General features: G+C 57.6%; 20 protein-coding genes and 1 tRNA gene. 7 read left to right on the forward strand and 14 right to left on the reverse strand.

Annotation, left to right across the window (positions count from 1 at the left end; genetic code table 11):
• The first annotated feature begins 307 nt into the window (after positions 1-307).
• The 3 genes from PGR6_RS21670 to PGR6_RS21680 all read left to right on the forward strand — a co-directional run bounded on the left by PGR6_RS21670 (position 308) and on the right by PGR6_RS21680 (position 3538).
• A complete protein-coding gene (locus PGR6_RS21670) occupies positions 308-1492 on the forward strand; it encodes a cyanate transporter (RefSeq protein WP_064619707.1) in 1185 nt (394 codons plus the stop codon).
• Between the two features lie 15 nt (positions 1493-1507).
• Positions 1508-2455, forward strand: a complete 948-nt coding sequence (locus tag PGR6_RS21675; RefSeq protein WP_064619709.1) for a DMT family transporter — start codon at positions 1508-1510, stop codon at positions 2453-2455.
• Between the two features lie 147 nt (positions 2456-2602).
• Entirely contained in the window at positions 2603-3538 is a 936-nt protein-coding gene (locus tag PGR6_RS21680; protein ID WP_019020897.1) for a LysR family transcriptional regulator, read from the forward strand.
• 3 nt (positions 3539-3541) lie between these two features.
• Here the strand turns inward: PGR6_RS21680 and PGR6_RS21685 are convergent, their stop codons facing one another.
• The 4 genes from PGR6_RS21685 to PGR6_RS21700 form a co-directional block, all read right to left on the reverse strand.
• Positions 3542-3904: a 5-carboxymethyl-2-hydroxymuconate Delta-isomerase gene (locus PGR6_RS21685; RefSeq protein WP_064619713.1), complete on the reverse strand. Its 363-nt coding sequence runs from the start codon at positions 3902-3904 to the stop codon at positions 3542-3544.
• A gap of 52 nt (positions 3905-3956) precedes the next feature.
• Positions 3957-4883, reverse strand: a complete 927-nt coding sequence (locus PGR6_RS21690) for a LysR substrate-binding domain-containing protein (RefSeq protein ID WP_033064228.1) — start codon at positions 4881-4883, stop codon at positions 3957-3959.
• A gap of 169 nt (positions 4884-5052) precedes the next feature.
• Positions 5053-5244, reverse strand: coding sequence for a YegP family protein (locus PGR6_RS21695; protein WP_018926774.1), 192 nt, complete (start codon positions 5242-5244; stop codon positions 5053-5055).
• 714 nt (positions 5245-5958) lie between these two features.
• Complete coding sequence (locus tag PGR6_RS21700) at positions 5959-6456, reverse strand: hypothetical protein (RefSeq protein WP_064619715.1); 498 nt, start codon at positions 6454-6456, stop codon at positions 5959-5961.
• A 205-nt stretch (positions 6457-6661) separates the two neighbouring features.
• On the opposite strand from PGR6_RS21700, the gene PGR6_RS21705 reads away from it, so the two are divergent.
• A complete protein-coding gene (locus PGR6_RS21705) occupies positions 6662-7084 on the forward strand; it encodes an NUDIX hydrolase (RefSeq protein ID WP_064619717.1) in 423 nt (140 codons plus the stop codon).
• Between the two features lie 510 nt (positions 7085-7594).
• On the opposite strand, the gene PGR6_RS21710 is transcribed toward PGR6_RS21705, so the two are convergent.
• From PGR6_RS21710 to dapA, 6 genes are all read right to left on the reverse strand, one after another.
• Positions 7595-7876, reverse strand: a complete 282-nt coding sequence (locus PGR6_RS21710) for a hypothetical protein (protein WP_237229566.1) — start codon at positions 7874-7876, stop codon at positions 7595-7597.
• A gap of 504 nt (positions 7877-8380) precedes the next feature.
• Positions 8381-8470, reverse strand: a tRNA-Ser gene (locus PGR6_RS21715).
• Between the two features lie 84 nt (positions 8471-8554).
• On the reverse strand, positions 8555-9268 hold the full coding sequence (purC, locus tag PGR6_RS21720) for a phosphoribosylaminoimidazolesuccinocarboxamide synthase (protein ID WP_018926775.1): 714 nt from the start codon (positions 9266-9268) through the stop codon (positions 8555-8557).
• 28 nt (positions 9269-9296) lie between these two features.
• A complete protein-coding gene (locus PGR6_RS21725; protein WP_064619723.1) occupies positions 9297-10055 on the reverse strand; it encodes an MBL fold metallo-hydrolase in 759 nt (252 codons plus the stop codon).
• 4 nt (positions 10056-10059) lie between these two features.
• Positions 10060-11175: an outer membrane protein assembly factor BamC gene (gene bamC / locus PGR6_RS21730; RefSeq protein ID WP_018926776.1), complete on the reverse strand. Its 1116-nt coding sequence runs from the start codon at positions 11173-11175 to the stop codon at positions 10060-10062.
• Positions 11176-11192: 17 nt separating this feature from the next.
• The gene (gene dapA, locus PGR6_RS21735; RefSeq protein ID WP_007941448.1) at positions 11193-12071 is read right to left on the reverse strand and encodes a 4-hydroxy-tetrahydrodipicolinate synthase; all 879 of its coding nucleotides are present in this window, start codon (positions 12069-12071) and stop codon (positions 11193-11195) included.
• 327 nt (positions 12072-12398) lie between these two features.
• Here dapA and PGR6_RS21740 point away from each other — a divergent pair, with 327 nt between their 5' ends.
• Positions 12399-12959: a glycine cleavage system protein R gene (locus PGR6_RS21740; RefSeq protein ID WP_007898662.1), complete on the forward strand. Its 561-nt coding sequence runs from the start codon at positions 12399-12401 to the stop codon at positions 12957-12959.
• A 10-nt stretch (positions 12960-12969) separates the two neighbouring features.
• Positions 12970-13443, forward strand: a complete 474-nt coding sequence (locus PGR6_RS21745; RefSeq protein ID WP_018926778.1) for a peroxiredoxin — start codon at positions 12970-12972, stop codon at positions 13441-13443.
• 109 nt (positions 13444-13552) lie between these two features.
• Here PGR6_RS21745 and PGR6_RS21750 read toward each other — a convergent pair whose 3' ends face one another.
• Together PGR6_RS21750 and PGR6_RS21755 are read right to left on the reverse strand one after the other, a co-directional pair.
• Entirely contained in the window at positions 13553-14623 is a 1071-nt protein-coding gene (locus tag PGR6_RS21750) for an AI-2E family transporter (protein ID WP_018926779.1), read from the reverse strand.
• Between the two features lie 31 nt (positions 14624-14654).
• The gene (locus tag PGR6_RS21755; protein ID WP_007941445.1) at positions 14655-14894 is read right to left on the reverse strand and encodes a sulfurtransferase TusA family protein; all 240 of its coding nucleotides are present in this window, start codon (positions 14892-14894) and stop codon (positions 14655-14657) included.
• Positions 14895-14991: 97 nt separating this feature from the next.
• On the opposite strand from PGR6_RS21755, the gene PGR6_RS21760 reads away from it, so the two are divergent.
• Positions 14992-16425, forward strand: coding sequence for a M48 family metalloprotease (locus PGR6_RS21760; RefSeq protein WP_018926780.1), 1434 nt, complete (start codon positions 14992-14994; stop codon positions 16423-16425).
• A 75-nt stretch (positions 16426-16500) separates the two neighbouring features.
• Here PGR6_RS21760 and PGR6_RS21765 read toward each other — a convergent pair whose 3' ends face one another.
• Positions 16501-17931, reverse strand: coding sequence for a DegQ family serine endoprotease (locus PGR6_RS21765; RefSeq protein ID WP_019647985.1), 1431 nt, complete (start codon positions 17929-17931; stop codon positions 16501-16503).
• Positions 17932-18177: 246 nt separating this feature from the next.
• Entirely contained in the window at positions 18178-19140 is a 963-nt protein-coding gene (locus PGR6_RS21770; protein WP_064619726.1) for a MucB/RseB C-terminal domain-containing protein, read from the reverse strand.
• Positions 19141-19146: the final 6 nt, after the last annotated feature.

Raw genomic sequence — 19146 nt, forward strand, 5'->3', positions numbered from 1 at the left:
GGCGGGCGCGCGTGACGGCAGTGCCACAGCGCCCAGAAGGCCAGTTCGGAAGGGAGTGCGACTGGACAACCGTCCATAGGGAAGACCGCGATAAACAGATGAGCAGCAGCGTCACACGGGCGGTTAAGCCGTTAAATCGGGATTTGAAGAACCTTGGGTGTGGATTGGCTAAACAATCGATTATTCGCTAAAGGGGATTAGCCGAGCGGTACAGTTATTTAATTTCTAAATACTGCTCCAGACTTTCTGATTTGCCGCCTCCAGGGCTCGCGCGCCTAATCGGCTCCTTGTTCCTGAAGGTCCGATTATGGAAAACGTTCGCGCAACCTCCCGCCCTGCCCTCTGGCTGATGTTCAGCATCATTCTTGTCGCCCTGAATCTGCGTCCGTCCATGGCCGCTGTCGGCCCGTTGCTGTCAGCCATTCGCGGTGATATCCCGCTGAGTTTCAGCCTGGCCTCGCTGTTGACCATGCTGCCAGTCATGGCCATGGGACTGGCAATGTTCTTTGGTATCGGTATCAGTCAGCGCTTGGGCGAGCAGCGCACCGTCGTGCTGTCGCTGCTGATCATCGGCCTGGCCACGGTGTCGCGGTTATTCCTTGATTCGGCGGCGGAACTGATCCTGAGCGCCGTGCTGGCCGGCGTCGGCATTGCGCTGATTCAGGCGCTGATGCCGGCCCTGATCAAGTCCCGTTTCAGCGACAACGTTTCCGTGTGCATGGGTCTCTACGTGACGTCGATCATGGCCGGCGCGGCAATTGCGGCGTCATTCGCGCCGTTGGTGATGACCCGCACCGGCAGTTGGCGAGTGGGGTTGGCGATCTGGGCGGCACTGGCGCTGGCGGCGTTGCTGTTCTGGTGCGTTCAACGCACGGGAATGCCGACATTGGGGGAAAAGTCGTCCCGCAAAGAATCCTTTTTCCGCAGTTCCCGTGCCTGGTTACTCGCAATCTTCTTCGGCCTGGGCACGGCGTCCTACACCTGTGTCCTGGCCTGGCTGGCACCGTACTACGTGGAAAAAGGCTGGAGCGAACAACAGGCCGGCTTGTTACTGGGCTTTTTGACGGCCATGGAAGTGTTGTCGGGGCTACTGACGCCCGCCATCGCCAACCGCAGCCGTGACCGGCGCCTGGTGCTGGTGGTGTTACTGGCACTGATCATGGCCGGTTTTTGCGGTCTGATTCTGAGCCCGCAACACCTGAGCCTGCTGTGGCCGTGCCTGCTGGGACTGGGCATCGGCGGGCTGTTCCCGATGAGCCTGATCGTGTCGCTGGATCATCTGGACAATCCCCAACGCGCGGGTGGGTTGACCGCCTTCGTGCAAGGCATCGGTTACCTGATCGCCGGCCTCTCGCCGCTGATCGCCGGGATGATTCGCGATCAACTGGGCAGTTTCGAATGGGCCTGGTGGTCACTGATGGGCGTCATGGCACTGATGATTCTGATGGTTCTGCGCTTCGATCCGCGGCATTACGCCAAACACATTCATTAACCCGGAACCCCCACCATGAAACGCACAGGTTTTGCTGCCGCTCACGTTGGCATGTTGCTCTGGGCACTATTGATTGCCGTCTCGTTTTCCGCGGCAGCCCAGGTCAGCCAGGCCATCGACCCGATTCTGCTGACCGGGTTGCGCTTGTTGTGTTGCGCCCTGGTGTTTTTACCCCTGCTGCTGTTCAAGGGCGATACCGCCATGACCGCCCGCGGCCTGCTCGGTCATGCCGTGCTCGGCATGCTGCTGGCGCTGTACTTCGGCTCGTTGTTCGAAGCACTGCGTTACACTTCGGCGGTGAACACCGGGACGATGTTCACTCTGGTGCCGTTGCTGACACTGCTGTTCGAAGCCATCCTGACACCCGACAGCCGCCTGAAACAGCGCGTGTTGCCCATGCTGGTTGCCGCGGCCGGCGCCATGCTGCTGGTATTGAAAGGCGCAGGCCCCGGCGAACTGCCGTCGCTGTACGCGGTATCGGTGTATGCGGTCGGTTGCCTGGCAATGGCGCTCTACTCGCCCCTGAGTCAACGGCTCAAGGCCAACAGCCTCAAGGGGCGCGGCCCGGTGGGCATGACTTTCTGGAACATGCTGTTCGGCGCACTGTTTCTATTGGCGTTTTGTGGATTCAGCGGCGGCTGGCGTTCGGCGTCGTTGCTGAGCGCGAGCGATCTCTGGTGGTTGATCTACCTGGCCCTGTTTGCCACCCTGGCGACTTTCTGGCTGCTGCATCGAGCCATTGGCGTGATCGCCCCTTCCTCAGTCATTTCCTACATCTACCTGAGCACCCTGTTCATCACACTGTTCCACTGGTTGTGGTTACGCCAGTCGCCACGCGCCCTGGAAATCATCGGCGCGTTGCTGGTGGGCGTCGGCATGTTGGCGCTGTTAATATCCAGCCGCGATGCGATGCCTGCACAGCAATCAGCGCTGAAGGCCTCTGGCCATGTTTCGGGCGATTGAATTCACAGGTCGTGTTCATAACACTATCTGTCCCACAACTGACCATGAAACATCCTACAAGGCATTCTCTTGGTACTATCGTTCCGCTAAGATCATTCGCACACGTTTGCGCACGGTCAGCGCAAGGAGCACAGCGAGACAGAACGGATGCTGAACAGTAACTTGCTTAGAAAGCTCGATATGCAAGACCTCATGGTGTTTGTTGCCGTGTATGAGCAAAGCAGCGTCACCGGTGTGTCGGAGGCACTTTGCGTCAGCCAGTCCACCGTGAGTTACTGCCTGAAAAAACTGCGCACCAGTTTCGAAGACGAGTTATTCATCAATACCCGCACGGGTATGCGCCCCACCTACAAAGCCAGCACCATGTATGCCCATGTGCTGAAGATTCTCGAAAGCATCAACCTGTGTCACGCCGGGACACCAACGTTCGATCCGACCTTGCAACCAGTCACCTTCAATATCTGTGCGCCGGAGTACTTCGAGCAACTGATCCTGCCGCGCCTGTTGAAGAGCTTCGATTTCGCCGACCTGCCGGTGATGGTCAACATGCACAAGTTCGAAACCGACATCCCGGCCGAAGAACTGCGCGACGGCAGCCTCGACCTGGTGGTCTGTTTCGGCCCGAACTTTCATCGAAGCCACACCGACTTCAACTCCAGACGACTACTGGAGGACGATCTGGTCTGCGTCTTCGACAAACGCGCCACGCCGCTGGAGCCGCGCTTGAGCCTGCAAGCGTTCACTGAACGTCGGCATGTGTTCCCGACGCCCTGGACGTCCACCACCAACATGGTTGACGGCTGGCTGGCTCAACAGGCCCACAAACGCCAGATTGTCGCGCGCTCCAACAGCTACAGCGCGGCACTGAAGATGATCACCGGCACCGACTTCATCCTGACCTTGCCCCGGCGCATCCAGCAATTGCTGGCCAATGAGGCGATCTTCAATCACTGCGAAGCGCCCAATGGTTTACCGGGCTTCACCCTGGACATGCAGTGGAGTCAAAGCGTCGACCAGGACAGCGCCAACACCTGGCTGCGCGAGCAAGTGATCAAGGCCTGCGCCGAGCAGGAAATGGCCTGAAACTCAGAGGCCGATGGCAGTCTTGGTGTAGGACTCTCGATCGATGTCGATGATTTCCACACAGAGTTGAACCTCAACCCCGACCGGCCATTCGCACACATCCTGCACCACGGCCAGCAGGCTTTCGGACAACTGCTTCTTGATCTGCGGCGAGCGACCGCTCAACAGCGCCAGCTTTACATGCACGAACGCCCGCTCGCCCGGTGCAGTGCCCACCCTGAAAGTCTCGACCTTCACCGCACGGGCCTTGATGTCGAACTCTTCAAACTGCCCGGAAGCGACCAGTGCGTTGTTGAGTCTCATCAACGCCACATCGGCATTCAGTTCAGACAGGTTGGCGGTGTATTCCATGTGCAGGTGGGGCATGACGGGGTTCCTGAGGATTGGCAGAAAGGTCGTAGATATAACACCGCCCTGCTCACTCTGTCAGCGGAAGGATCGGACGTTCACTCATGAACGCCTCCAGGCGCGAGCGCAGCCAGCGTTCAGCCGGGTCGCTGTCGACATGGCTGAGCCAGACCATGGACAGGTCCAGGGTCGGCGTCTTGAACGGAAACGGCTCTTTGAACAGTTGGCCTGACGCGGCCATCGCCTCCGCCGTGTAATCCGGCAGGCTGGCGATCAGGTCGGTGCCGGCGAGCAAGGCCGGCAATGAACTGTATTGCGGGACGGAGAGCACGACGTGGCGCGTACGGCCAATCTCCGCCAGCCATTCATCGGCGTAGCCACTGACATTGGCGGTGTGGGACACCAGCACGTGCGGCCGCGCGCAATATTCATCGAGGGTCAACGGCGTGTCCGACGCATCTGCACGCAAGATGCTGGGCTGGATATGTCGCAACAACTTGCGTTTGGCGTTGGCCGGCAGGCCGCGGGTCTGGCTGATACCAACGGTGATATCGCCAGACGCCAGCAAGTCGGGAATGCGCCAGTAGTCGACATGCTGGACCACGAACACCACCTTCGGCGCCTCCTGGCGCAAGGCGCGCAGCAACGGTGGCAACAGGCCGAACTCGACATCGTCCGACAGCCCGATGCGAAACGTCATGGTGCTGCTGAGCGGATCGAAATCGTGGGTCAGGCTCAAGGCCACCGACAGCGAATCCAGTGCCGGCGACAAGTGCTGAATAATCTCCTCGGCCCGCGCTGTCGGCTCCATGCGATGGCCGACCCGAATGAACAGCGGATCGTTGAACATCGTCCGCAAGCGGTTCAGCGCCGCACTGATGGTCGGCTGACCGAGGAACAGCTTCTCCGCCACCCGCGTGACGTTGCGTTCGAGCATCAATGTCTCGAACACCACCATCAGGTTGATGTCGGCCTTGCGTAGTTCGTTGCGATTCATCCGTTGCACCCCGGTCCCCAAGACTGGGTGACAGTTTAGGGAGGTGTCGCGATCGGCGTCTATGCAGGTTGGCAAACGACCCGATCCATAAAATCCGGGGGCACTCGCCACTCAGGAGCGCCCGACTGAAACGAAGCTGCTCTGATTGAGCAGCTTCACCGCCTGGAACCTATATCTCCTTGACCGGTGTCTGCTCTTGAGTCCCTTTGATCAAATCGATGGCATGTACGCAATCAGACTTGTTGACGTAAGCCTCCCCACTGGCAATCGTTTCATGATTCCCCGCTCGCAAACGCCAGCGCCATTGGCCCTTGCCGGTCTGTGAGGTGCCACGGGTTTGCCTGTAAATCTCAAAGTACATTGATCGCTCCTTGCGATGGCTGATTACGACAGATCAGAGACCTGCGAAACCAGAGTAGATGAGGAATTTTTGCGGCAACGTCTTTCAATGTCAGGGGATATTTCGAAGGAAAAACCTTGATTGTCGAAACGATCAATGAATACGGGGGACGGTAATCAGAACGACTTGGTGGAGTTACTTTTCCTGTGGACGGACATATCTTTCTTACGCTGTTGTGCTGATTTTTCCGACACCAAAAACTCGGGGGAAAGCAGGACGAATGCGAAAATAGCCCGACGAAAAAAACTGCGTAAACGAAAAAACCCCGTAGATTTTCATCTACGGGGCTTTCTATGTATGGCGGAGAGATGGAGACTCACCTAAACGACATCCCCCTCCAACAAACGCCGTGCTTTAGCACCACCCAAAAAACAGCAAGATTTATTTTCTCAGCCCGAAAACCGAACGCAATTGAAGTACATCGAAAAAATTGGCGCTGGCCAAGAAATGATCAGAAGCAGAATGACTGACGTCTACCTATTTAGGTCTCGCCACCCATTGCCACTTTTGATCCCGGCTTTACAGGCTAGCAGTAGCCGGTTCCCGTCTGACTCCATGGCACCACTACTTAATAGAGTCCCAATCAGTGCAACTGCTGCCGCTATACCCGCCTTCATGATAGTTTTCTTGGTGTTGTGAAAAGCGGTCTCGGATCGCACAGCCGCTGTTGTCCATTCACTTCAATTTGCATGCTTGTGTGAATTTATCCGTTTCTCGTGTAGATCCACCTACGGACACGGTCCCAGACCATTTAGAGTCAAACTCTTCCGACTGGAGCCCAAGTTGGATCACTGACTTCGCCTCACGAAGATCAGCTAAAACCTTGAGGATTTCCTCTTTCTCACGAGTGACGTACTGGGTGTATTGGTTATTGCGTTTCGCGCTCTCTACTGTGAAGCGATGGATCTCACCCTTGTCTACTTTGATGAGAAGTTTCCACTCTGAGCTGGTCCGCCCATCAGCCCATTTTTCTTCTTGCAAGAGTGCGAGGGAGAGGCCATCCGAATCGCAGTCGAATGCAACCGCTTGGCTCGGACTGATGTTGCCGAGAAGCATTGCTTTCTTGTCGCCTGAGAAGATGTCGTCCTGAATGGTTGTATCCCATTGAGCGCTGGCAGTAGATGAAATGGCAATACCGATAAGTACAACCGTTGCCGCTATCCCTGCTTTCATGTCGATATCCTTAGGAAAGATTGGCTGATCTTAGCTGCTCTCTGGGCACCTTGCCATCACATCACTCGTTCACCCTAGGCTCAAAAGCGGATGGCTAATGCACCTTAACGATGTCCACATATCAATTGGGTTTTCTTGTTAGCTGATATCACCTAGGCTTTCCAACTGATCAACAGCTGAAATTACAAGCCAAGGAGAAGATGGCATGACGGTAGATAAAGCCTGCCCGGTAGTGCTACGGAGAAGTGAAACGCTAGAAATTTTGGCTTTTGAGCATCCGCTGGCAGGTCTGCAATTGGTCAAAGGTAGCGTGGAATCCGGAGAGTCAACTGAAGTGGCCTCTGCACGAGAGCTGGTCGAAGAAGCCGGGATTCAAGGCAAGGTGATACGAGATTTGGGTACGTTGCGCTCGCATATAACAGGACACATGTGGGCATTCCATGAGTGTCATGTTGCGCAAGACCTGCCTGATACCTGGGTTCATCATACTGAAGATGATGGAGGACATGAGTTCATTTTTTTTTGGCATCCATTAATGAGTGAGCCCTCAGAAGCGTGGCATCAGATTTACAAAGATGCGTTGGGATTTATAAGACTTAGTCTCGCTAAAGCGCCAATGGAGAATTGACACTCAATTGCCACCTGTACGGCACGCCCATTTATGCAGCAGCAGTTCGGTAATCTCACTAGCCTGCTGCGTCGGCATAATCATTAAGGCGCGTCACCACCTCTACGCTAGCAGCTTAGCTGTTAGCCGTCACCTGACGCGCTCATAGTCAAGAGTCCATCTCGCCCAACTACTTACTATCACGAGGTTTGGTGCCGTATTTTCCAGTGTACGGGTTCACATTCCCTTTCGTACTGTAGTTATTATTCCTAGTGGTATCTGGATTTGTAGCGTGGGAAGGTCCGACATACGTTCCGTTACTTCGCGTATACCCACTGATGGTATGATCAGAATGACTTCCGTAAGAATAACTAGACTTGTACGAAGAATGCCCGCCGTAACTGCTACCACGAGCATAAGCATCCCCTGAAAGCGCTACTGCCGCCACCACAGCCGCCAAAAACAATGCCTTTCTCATACAACCTCCCGTTTCAGATCAATGAGAGCTCAACGATGCTGTCATCAAGTCACTCATTCCTCTTCGTCGTCATCCGATGAGGCCACTCCGCTGCCGTCTTCAACGTACGACTGACAACCTTCGTTGAATGACTGAGAAGGCGTGCTGCATGAGTTCTCGTCATCAATATCATTCTGCTCTGCCCAGTTATACCCAGCCTGATGCCCTGAGCAGTCACCCTGGCATTGATAGCCATCGAATGTGGCTGCGTAAGCCATCGCGCTGCCCAACAACAGCATTACCAGCGCGATGAATGCTCTCATTGGTGAGACTCCATCGGTAATGCTTGCGAGCATGATTCTCTCCAATTGAAAGCGCCACTTCGTGGTTACACAAACTGTAGCTCACTTTCTCTAGCGAGTTGCTGGGATTGGTGGAATGCCCGGAGTATCACGTCGCTCGCGGCGACTTCGCACTGCTTCATTCCGCTGCGTGATGACTGCGACTTGTTTGATGTCATCGCACGACGTATGGATGCGGAGCCCTCCTCCCCAAGCGAGCAGAAGGGCACTTAAACGCGCGATCCATGAAATGTGCGGTGAGCGCTTAGAGAGAGCCGAAAAGTCTTCCGGCTGCTTATGAGACGGGCAAACCACCCGTAATCCACAACTAGCTTATGCGATCTTAAATGCGCCCAATCCTCTGATGCTGACCCGTTTAGGATCATGTTTGGGCCTTCTATTTTATCGGCGATGTAACCGAGCCAACCAACCTTCGCTCTTGCCCTAAAAATGCCCTAAACCAAAAAACCAGAAACGAAAAAGCCCCGTAGATTTTCATCTACGGGGCTTTTCTATGTATGGCGGAGAGATAGGGATTCGAACCCTAGGTACCGGTGAAGGTACAACGGATTTCGAATCCGTCCCATTCGGCCACTCTGGCATCTCTCCAACGGCGCGCATCATAACAGCACAATCGCCGGAAGCGAACCCCCTTTAGCGATTTTTTTCCGTGCTATCAGATGCTTGCGTCGATTAAAGCGGTACGCCCAGACGGTTGGCGACTTCTTCGTAGGCTTCGATGACATCACCGAGGCCCTGACGGAAGCGGTCCTTGTCCATTTTCTTCTTAGTGGCCTTGTCCCACAGACGGCAGCCGTCCGGGCTGAATTCGTCGCCCAGAACGATGGAGCCGTCGGAGAACACGCCAAATTCGAGTTTGAAGTCGACCAGCAGCAGGCCGGCGTCGTCGAACAGTTTGCTCAGTACTTCGTTGACCTTGAGCGACAGTTCTTTCATGCGAACCAGTTGCTCGGCGGTGCCCCAACCGAATGCCACGACGTGGGATTCGTTGATGAACGGGTCGCCCTTGGCGTCGTCCTTCAGGAACAGTTCGAAGGTGTAAGGGTTGAGCTTCATACCCTCTTCAACACCCAGGCGCTTGACCAGGCTGCCGGCGGCGTAGTTACGCACGACGCACTCGACCGGAATCATGTCGAGTTTTTTCACCAGGCATTCGTTGTCACCCAGCAGTTTGTCGAATTGAGTCGGCACGCCGGCTGCTTCGAGTTTCTGCATGATGAAAGCGTTGAACTTGTTGTTCACCATGCCTTTGCGGTCGAGCTGCTCGATACGCTTGCCGTCGAACGCCGAGGTGTCGTTGCGAAACAGCAGGATCAAGCGGTCAGCGTCGTCGGTCTTGTAAACCGATTTGGCTTTGCCGCGGTAGAGTTCTTCACGTTTTTCCATGATGGGCTCCGCTTGCTAAGTAGGTGGGCTAGGCGATGTATCGCCAGTCGAGCCCTGAATCTTGATCGGCCAGTTGCAGCCAGTCCGGGTCGCACCCGAGGGTGTCGACAAAACATTGCCGGGCCAGCTGCGGCAGGTTGTTCTTGCTGCTCAGATGGGCCAGGACCAGGTGTTGCAGGCCTTGCCAGCCCAACTCGGCCACCAGGAATGCCGCCTGATGGTTGTTCAAATGTCCCAATTCACCGCCCACCCGCTGCTTGAGAAAGTACGGGTAGTGACCGCGAGCCAGCATGTCACGGCAATGGTTGGCCTCGATCATCAACGCATCGAGGTCCCGATAGCCGTCCAGCACCTTGTTGCAGTATGAGCCCAGGTCGGTCAACAGGCCGAAACGCCGCTGACCGTCGCTGAAAACATACTGCGTCGGCTCCTGTGCATCATGGGCCACGGCAATGACGCCGATGCTCAGAGGGCCGATTTGCAGTTGCTCGCCGCCAGCCAGAAGGCCTGCGGGTTCAATCGGTTTGCGCATCCCGCGCAGGGTCCCGCGACTGAGGTAGACAGGCAGATTGTAACGCCGAGACAGTAAACCCACGCCATGCACGTGATCGGCATGTTCGTGGGTCACAAGTATCGCGCTCAACTGCGCAGGGTTCACCCCAAGGCGCAGCAGGCGTTTTTCGGTTTCCCGCAAGGAGAAACCACAATCCACCAGCACATACGTGTCATCGCTGGCTACCAGCGTGCCGTTCCCTTGGCTACCGCTGCCGAGAACGGCAAAACGCATGCGATCAGCCCAGGTTGTCCTGAATCACGGTCAACACTTTGCGCGCCACGTCTGCTGGCGCCACGGTGTTGATGTTTTTCTCGACGGTGACTTGTACGTTCTCGCCGACCTTGCTCAGGCGAACCTGATAACGCTCGGCGCGGGCTTCAACTTCTTCCTTGTTCGGCTTGCTGCCGAACAGGCTGCCGAAGAAACCTGGCTGCTCATCCTTCTTCTCGGCCTTTTCGGCGAGGTTGATGTAGTACAGGCCCAGGCTGCGGTTGATGTCTTCAACACGCCATTCGCCCTGTTCCAGCGCACGACCGACGCTCGACCAGGCACGATCCAGGTCGGTACCGACGTTGAGCACCGGGTTGCCGCTGCCATCCTCGGTCAGGCTGACACGGCTTGGCGTATCGAAATCACGCGAGGCCAGCATGGAGACCGAACCGCCCTTCTCCGAAGTGCGGCTCATGCTCGCGAGCATGTCGTCGACCAATGCTGCGTCCAGGCCGGTGTTGACCGAACGATTGGTGAAATCGACGTTGGCGGTGCTGCCGGCAGGACGCTCGGCGCTGACCACATAGACTTCACTGGTGTTGCGCTGCACGCCTGGCTCGATACGCACCCGTACGCGGGTTTCGCTGTCGGCGCCGACACCGGCCGCGCTCAGGCGCTTGGCCATGGCTGCGGACAGTTCGTCGGAATGTTGCCAGGTGGTAGTGAACTCACCGGTTTGCGGGCGCTGTTCGTCCAGACGGAAACCGTTGTCCTGGAAGAACTGCACGGCCACTGGCCAGACTTCGGCCGGTGGGTTCTGAGCCATGATCCAACGCGAATCGCCGCTCTTCTGCAAGGAGTAGGCGCTGATATCAGCCGCCGCCGACAGCGGCTGCGGACGAGGCACGACATATTCGCCCTTGGCTGTATCGTCGGCCACATTGCGCGGGATCGGCAACAGTGGATCCAGACGCTTGGAGGTGCTGACGTTCGGTGGCAGTTGCATCGGTGCAGTCTGTTGCGCTTCCAGGTAATCGCTACCACGGTCACGGAAGTAACCTTCCGGGCCCCAGATCCATCCGCAGCCACTGGTGCTGGAGATAATCAAGGCAAGTGCGGAAAGTCCGGCCATTCGCTTCATGCGTAGTACTTCCTCAATTAAACCAGGACGCCGGACTGGCGCATGGCCTGCCGCAGCGGTTCGTGACAGGCAGCACTGAGCCAGGTGAGCGGCAGACGGATACCGTCCGGCATCAGGCCCATTTCATGCAGCGCCCATTTCACGGGGATAGGGTTGGATTCGATAAACAGGGTTTTATTGAGTGGCATCAGCTTTTCGTGGATCGCCCGGGCTTTGACGGCATCACCGGCCATCGCAGCGGCGCACAGCTCGCTCATGGCGCGCGGCGCAACGTTGGCGGTCACCGAAATGTTGCCCTTGCCACCGAGCAGCATCAGCTCGACCGCGGTCGCATCGTCACCGGAATAGACCAGGAAGTCGCTGCTCACGCCGGCCAGGATGTCCTTGGCGCGCTGCAGGTCGCCCGTGGCTTCCTTGATGCCGATGATGTTCTTCACGGTCGACAGGCGGATTACCGTCTCGGCCTGCATGTCGCACGCGGTACGACCCGGCACATTGTAAAGAATCTGCGGGATATCGACCGCTTCGGCGATGGCGCGGAAGTGCAGGTACAGGCCTTCTTGCGTCGGCTTGTTGTAATAAGGGGTTACCAGCAGGCACGCATCGGCGCCAGCGTTCTTCGCGTTGGTCGTCAGTTCGATCGCTTCACGCGTCGAATTGGCGCCCGTACCGGCGATCACCGGAATACGCCCTGCAACCTGGGCAACCACGCGACGAATCACTTCGATGTGCTCGTTCACGTCAAGCGTGGCCGACTCACCCGTAGTGCCGACCGCCACGATGGCGTTGGTGCCCTCTTGCAGGTGGAAGTCCACCAGTTTGCTCAGGCTGTCCCAGTCGAGACGACCCTGTGCATCCATGGGTGTGACCAGTGCCACCATACTGCCCGCAATCATGCAACCGCTCCTGCCGGAAAAAGAGAGCGGTAATGGTACTGGCGCCAAGATGCTTGTACAAGCGAAGTACTGCGCTGCCGCCATTCCCCTTGGCGCTGCTTTTCGCTACCCTTCAGACTTTGATCGGTACTGATAAGCTCGTACGCCGGTTTCCAGCCTCCATTTTCGGCATCACAAGCCCCGATCCAGCGTTGCCACCCCCCGCTCTTGCCATACTGGAGCACGTTGCAACCTTCGGCTGGGGGTTTGTGAATTCGCATCCGCAGGCTCGTCCCGGCAAAAAAGCCCATAAACAGTATCGACCGCTCATCGCTTTAGGAATGCTGCATGTCCACCCCCACAGTTCGCGAACAATTCCTTGTCATCAGTGCCCTCGGCGCCAACCCCATGGAGCTGACTAACGTCCTGTGCCGCGCCAGCCATGAAAACCGCTGCGCCGTGGTCACCTCTCGCCTGACGCGTCATGGCGAATGCAGCGCGCTGATCCTTGAGATCTCCGGCAGCTGGGACGCCCTGGCGCGCCTCGAAGGCAGTCTGCCAGTACTGGCCAAACGACACGCTTTCACTGTCAACGTGGTGCGCAGCGCAGCCCTGGAGAACCGCCCCCAGGCCCTGCCGTACGTCGCCTACGTCAGCTCGGCCTACCGCCCGGACATCATCAACGAGCTGTGCCAGTTCTTCATGGACCACAACGTCGAGCTGGAGAATCTGACCTGCGACACCTATCAGGCTCCGCAGACCGGCGGCACCATGCTCAACGCCACGTTTACCGTGACCTTGCCGGCCGGCACCCAGATCAGCTGGCTGCGCGACCAGTTCCTGGATTTCGCCGACGCCATGAACCTGGACGCACTGATTGAACCGTGGCGCCCACAAAACCCAATGTAAGGAAGCTTTCATGGCCGTAGCCATCGACCAACCGGTTGCCGACTTCGAAGCACCCGCCACCAGCGGGCAGACCGTCAGCCTCGCGGCCCTCAAAGGCAAGCAAGTGGTGATTTACTTCTACCCGAAGGACAGCACGCCGGGCTGCACCACCGAAGGCCAGGGTTTTCGCGACCAGTACGCGGCGTTCAAGGCGGCCAACACCGAGGTGTTCGGCCTATCTCGCGACAGCCTGAAGTCTCACGAAAACTTCAAGTGCAAGCAGGAGTTCCCCTTCGAGCTGATCAGCGACAAGGACGAAGCCATCTGTCAGCTGTTCGACGTGATCAAGCTTAAAAAGCTCTACGGCAAGGAATATATGGGTGTTGATCGCAGCACGTTCCTGATCGACAAGGATGGCGTGCTGCGTCAGGAATGGCGCGGCGTGAAGGTGCCGGGGCATGTGGATGCGGTTTTGGCGGCTGCTCAGGCACTGAACAAGGCCTGATTTTTTTTGGCGTCTATTCGGACGCCTTCGCGGGCAAGCCCGCCCCCATAGGGATGGCATGAACCCTGTGGGAGCGGGCTTGCCCGCGAAGAGGCCCTGAAATCGACGATCAAAGCAGCGGCGACACCTCCGGCTCCTTGCGCGGCCAGGCATCCAGCACGGCTTTGAACAACGTCGCCAGGGGAATCGCAAAGAACACGCCCCAAAAGCCCCACAACCCGCCAAACAGCAGCACCGCGCAGATGATCGCCACCGGGTGCAGGTTGACCGCCTCCGAGAACAGCAGCGGCACCAGCACGTTACCGTCCAGCGTCTGGATGATCCCGTAGACCGCCATCAAATAGATGAACTGATCGCTCCACCCCCATTGGAACAGCGCAATCAGCAGCACCGGCACGGTCACCACCACCGCCCCGACATAGGGCACCACTACCGACACACCCACCAACAACGCCAGCAGCGCCGCATAGTTGAGCCCCAGCGCCACGAAAGCGATGTAGGTCACGCCCCCACAAATGAAGATTTCGATGACCTTGCCACGAATGTAATTGGCAATCTGCCGGTTCATTTCCTGGGCGACTCGAGTGATCAGCGCTCGCTCCCGCGGCAGGTAACCACGCACCCACTGGCCGATCATCTCCCGGTCCTTGAGGAAGAAGAACACCAGGATCGGCACCAGCACCAGGTAGATCATGATGTTCACCAGCAGCGGCAAGCTCGACAACGAGAACGTCAGCGCCCACTGGCCGAATTTGCCGATCTCGCCCCGCGCCACTTCGATTGCCTGTAGCACTTGCTCATCCGACACCAGATGCGGATAACGCTCGGGCAGCAGCAATAGCAGTGATTGCCACTTGGCGAGCATGCCGGGCAATTCGTTGAACAGCGTGATCAACTGATGCCAAAGCAATGGCACCACGACGAGGATGAATACCAGCAGCCCCCCCATGAACAACGCGAAGACCAGCCCCACCGCCGCGGCCCCCGGCAGACGCAGGCGCTCGAGGATCACCACCAACCCCTGCATCAGATACGCCAGCACCATCCCGGCCAGCACTGGCGCAAGCATTCCACCCAGGGTGAGTACGGCGGTAAATGCCAGAAACAGCAGCACCGCCAGCACCACGGCCTCTTCATCCGAGAAATAGCGCTGAATCCAGTCGCGTAACACTTTGAACATCAATAATCCTTAGGAACGAACGCCGCAGGTTTCAGGCTTTTTTCAACCAATAGCGGTAAACGCCCGCCTCATCTTCTTCACGAAGCAGCGTATGACCGGCCAATCGGGCAAAGGTGCGAAAATCGCGCTGAGAGCCCGCATCGGTGGCAATCACCTTGAGCACCGCCCCGCTGGCCAGTCGGTTGAGTTCCATCTTGGCCTTGAGCAACGGCAGCGGACAATTCAGACCGCTGGCGTCCAGCTCGGCGTCGTGGGTTACAGCGTCAGTCATCGAATCACTCCGGGGCAGGGGTTGAGTCGCTTAGAATATCTGGTCCCAAGCGTAGTGTCCGGCTACAGTAACGTCTTTGTCGACTAAGGCTTTGTGCATGACTTTTTTGCGCCCTACCCTGCTGACGCTCGCTTGCCTGCTCGCCTCACCGGGCTTCGCCGACGACTTGCCGTCACTCGGTGACGCCAGTTCTGCCATCGTCTCGCCGCAACAGGAATACCAACTGGGCCGTGCGTGGCTGGCGATGCTGCGCAGCCAGGTGTCGCAACTCAACGATCCGCAACTCAAGGATTACGTCGAGTCCAGCGTCTACCGGCTTGTGGAGACCAGCCAGGTCAATGACCGGCGCCTGGAGTTCATCCTGATCAACAGCCCACAGCTCAACGCTTTCGCCGCGCCGGGTGGGATCGTCGGCGTCAACGGGGGCTTGTTCCTCAACGCCCAGACCGAAGGCGAATATGCCTCGGTCCTGGCCCACGAACTGGCCCACTTGTCGCAGCGTCACTTCGCCCGTGGTGTCGAAGCCTCGCAACGCATGCAAGTTCCTATGATGGCTGCATTGCTGGCCGGGATCGTGATTGCCGCTGCCGGCGCAGGCGATGCCGGGATCGCAACCATTGCCGGCACCCAGGCGGCGGCGATGCAGGAACAACGACGGTTCTCGCGCCAGAACGAACAGGAAGCCGACCGTATCGGCATCATGAATCTGGAGAAGGCCGGTTACGATCCGCGCTCGATGCCGACCATGTTCGAACGGCTGATGCGCCAGTACCGCTACGATGCCAAGCCGCCGGAATTCCTGCTGACTCACCCGGTGACCGAATCGCGTATCGCCGACACCCGCAACCGTGCCGAACAGGCCAAACCGGGCGGTATCGAAGACAGCATGCGTTATCAGCTGATTCGTGCACGCGTGCAGCTGATCTATGAAGAAACCCCAGGCTTGGGTGCCAAGCGCTTCCGCGCCCAACTCGATGAAAACCCGAAAAACGACGTCGCGCGCTATGGCCTGGCAATCGCCCAGATCAAGGGCGGCCAGCTGAATGAAGCTCGCGAGAACCTCAAGCAGCTGCTGACCAAGTCGCCGAACGAGATCATCTACAACCTGGCGCAGGTCGATCTGGACATCACCAATAATCGTCTGCCCGATGCTCAGTCACGGGTTGACCGGATGCTGACTCAGTATCCGGGCAACTACCCACTGAATCAGGTGCGTGTCGATCTGCTGCTCAAGCAGAATCGAGCAGCCGATGCGGAAAAAGCGCTGGAGAACCTGCTCAAGACCCGCCCCGAAGATCCGGACGTCTGGTACCTGGTGGCCGAGACTCGCGGCCTGTCGGGCAACATCATCGGCCTGCATCAAGCTCGTGCAGAGTACTTCGCACTGATCGGCGATTATCGCCAGGCGATCCAGCAACTGGACTTCGCCAAACGCAAGGCGGGCAGCAACTTCCCGCTGTCATCGCGGATCGACGCACGGCAACGCGAGCTGATGGAGCAGGAACGCATGGTCAAGGACATGATGGGCTGACCGCTTCGAGGTCAAAATTCAGGTACAAAAAAACCGCCTCTTTCGAGGCGGTTTTTTATTCAGCCGACAACCGGTTTATTCAGCCAGTTTGAAGGTGATGAAGCTGGCGCGCCCCTGGCGCAGAACCCGCATCGACACCGAGCGGTTCTTCGGCAACGCCTTGGCGATCTCGGTGAACTCCTTGGTGGAGCCGATCGCCTGGTTGTTCAGGTGAGTGATCACATCACCAGGCTGCAAGCCGATCAGGGCAGCAGGACCGTCCTGCACGTCCTTGATTACCACACCACCTTTAAGGTCGTAGGCTTTCTTCTGCTCATCGGTCAATTCGGCCACGGAAACACCCAGGCGATTGCTGCTGCGCTCCGCGCCAGATTTAGGCTGGGCGTCCAGCTCTTTGCCTTCTTCAGGGATAGCGCCGACGGTCAGCTCGACATTCTTGCGTTTGCCTTCGCGGATCACCTCAAGATTGGCTTTCGAGCCGGCCTTCAGCGCCCCCACCAAGTGCGGCAGATCGGCGGACATGACGATCGGTTGACCGTTCATGCTCAGGATCACGTCGCCCACTTGCAGGCCACCCTTGGCAGCCGGACCGTCATCCTGGATCTGAGCCACCAGCGCACCGGCCGGTTTCTCAAGACCGAACGACTCGGCCAGATCTTTGCTCACTTCCTGGATCACCACACCCAACCAGCCACGGCTGACTTTACCGCCGCTTTTCAGCTGATTGGAAACGTCCATCGCCACATCGATAGGGATCGCGAACGACACGCCCATGAAGCCGCCGGAACGGGTGTAGATCTGCGAGTTGATGCCGACCACTTCACCGGCCAGGTTGAACAGCGGACCACCGGAGTTACCCGGGTTGATCGGCACGTCGGTCTGGATGAACGGCACATAGTTTTCGTTCGGCAGGCTGCGACCGATGGCACTGACGATGCCTTGGGTCACTGTGTGATCAAAGCCGAACGGCGAGCCGATGGCCACGACCCACTGACCGGCTTTCAGGTCCTGCGATTTGCCGAGCTTCAGAACCGGCAGGTTCTTGCCTTCGATTTTCAGCAAGGCGACGTCGGAACGCGGATCGGTACCGATCAGCTTGGCTTTCAACTCACTGCGATCGGCGAGGCGCACGAGAATCTCGTCGGCATCGGCGATCACATGGTTGTTTGTCAGGATGTAGCCGTCAGGCGAAATGATGAAACCCGATCCCAGGGACTGCGCTTCGCGCTGGCGATCGCCACGAGGTGAGCGTGGCTGCTGCGGCATACCACGCTCAAAGAACTCGCGCAGCATCGGCGGCAAGCCTTCAAGATCAGGCATTTGCTCGCTGGACACTTTGCGTTCCGGCAACTTCTGGGTAGTACTGATATTCACCACCGCGGGCGAGGCCTGCTCGACCAGTTGCGTGAAGTCAGGCAAGTCGGCCGCTTGCGCAGTGACCGCCTGACCGAGCACCAGCACGGTGGCAAAAATGGAGAGATAAGACTTCAAGCGTGGTATCGACATACGGCTCCCGTTACGACGAGCATGGTTAAGCGATATGGAGCAAGGAACACCGGAAACGATACGCCGGTATTTTTGTTCCGGGAACAACAAACAAGGCCAGAGCCGAGGGGCTCTGACCTATAAAAAATTTTCGGGATATTTGCAAATGAAAATGCTCGGCAAAACATTTCGAGGCCTCAACGACGGGGCAGCCATTGCCAACCTCCCGCACCCTACAGCCCCGATTGATGAGCATGACTGATCAGCTCACTGCTTGTTGGTAGCCGCGGCATCGTTGCGCATGGACAGCGCAATCCGTTCGGCGGTACCAATCGGTATTTCACCGACCACGGTCACCATTATTTCGCCTTGCGGAGTGGTCAAGCGACGGGACACAGCGACTGTTGGCCCCAGCTGGGTACGGGTGTCGGTGACTGTTGCCCCATTCAATGGCTCAAGGAACACCGAGAATCGGGCCAGACCGTCGTCGAACATCAGACTGTTGACCTGGACTTTGGTATCCGGATCCTTGTGAGAGTTACTGCTGGTCAGTTCGAAACCTGGCGGCAACCAGTCAGAATGCCAGACCTGCGCAGTCTTGACGGCGGACGCCTTGTCACTGTCCAGGTTAATGGGCTTGCACTCGGAACCTGCCTGCAAATCGCTGTCGGAAGGCACCTCGGCAGTATCCAGCCGGGTGAACTGGAACCGTTCCAGCAGTTGCCCTTTGTCATTGAGCAACAATGACTTCAACGGCAAGCCTGTTTCCTTGTCCAGATGCAGTTCAAAACCATAGCGGTGCTGATCGCGAGGTGTCAACGAGACGATCACCGCCGAACGCCCGGCCACGCGCGACTTGCCGATGACGGCAAGGTCATACCAATTCTTTAGCTTTTGTGGATCGAGTGCACGAGCAGCGGAGTTGGGTGAGTCCCCCAGCCCTGCCATCAGGGTGCCGCTGACGCATTGAGTATGCCCATCAATGCGCACGACTTCCTGGGCCGAACCGTCGAGCTGAAGTAAACGCTCTTGGACTTTGCCATCCTGGACGCGATGCCAGATGTTATGGGTAGAAAAACTACCGTTACGCTCGTAGACGAAAGTACCGTGAAAGCTCTGCGTTTGCTCCGCCTGTCCCAGACGCTTCAGCCAGTCCTGGGCTTCATCGGCATGGGCTGGAACAATAAACCAGCCACTGAGCAGAAGCGTAAGTAGAGGTATGGCGCGCATGATCCT

The sequence above is a fragment of the Pseudomonas sp. GR 6-02 genome (assembly GCF_001655615.1).
Classification (GTDB): domain Bacteria; phylum Pseudomonadota; class Gammaproteobacteria; order Pseudomonadales; family Pseudomonadaceae; genus Aquipseudomonas.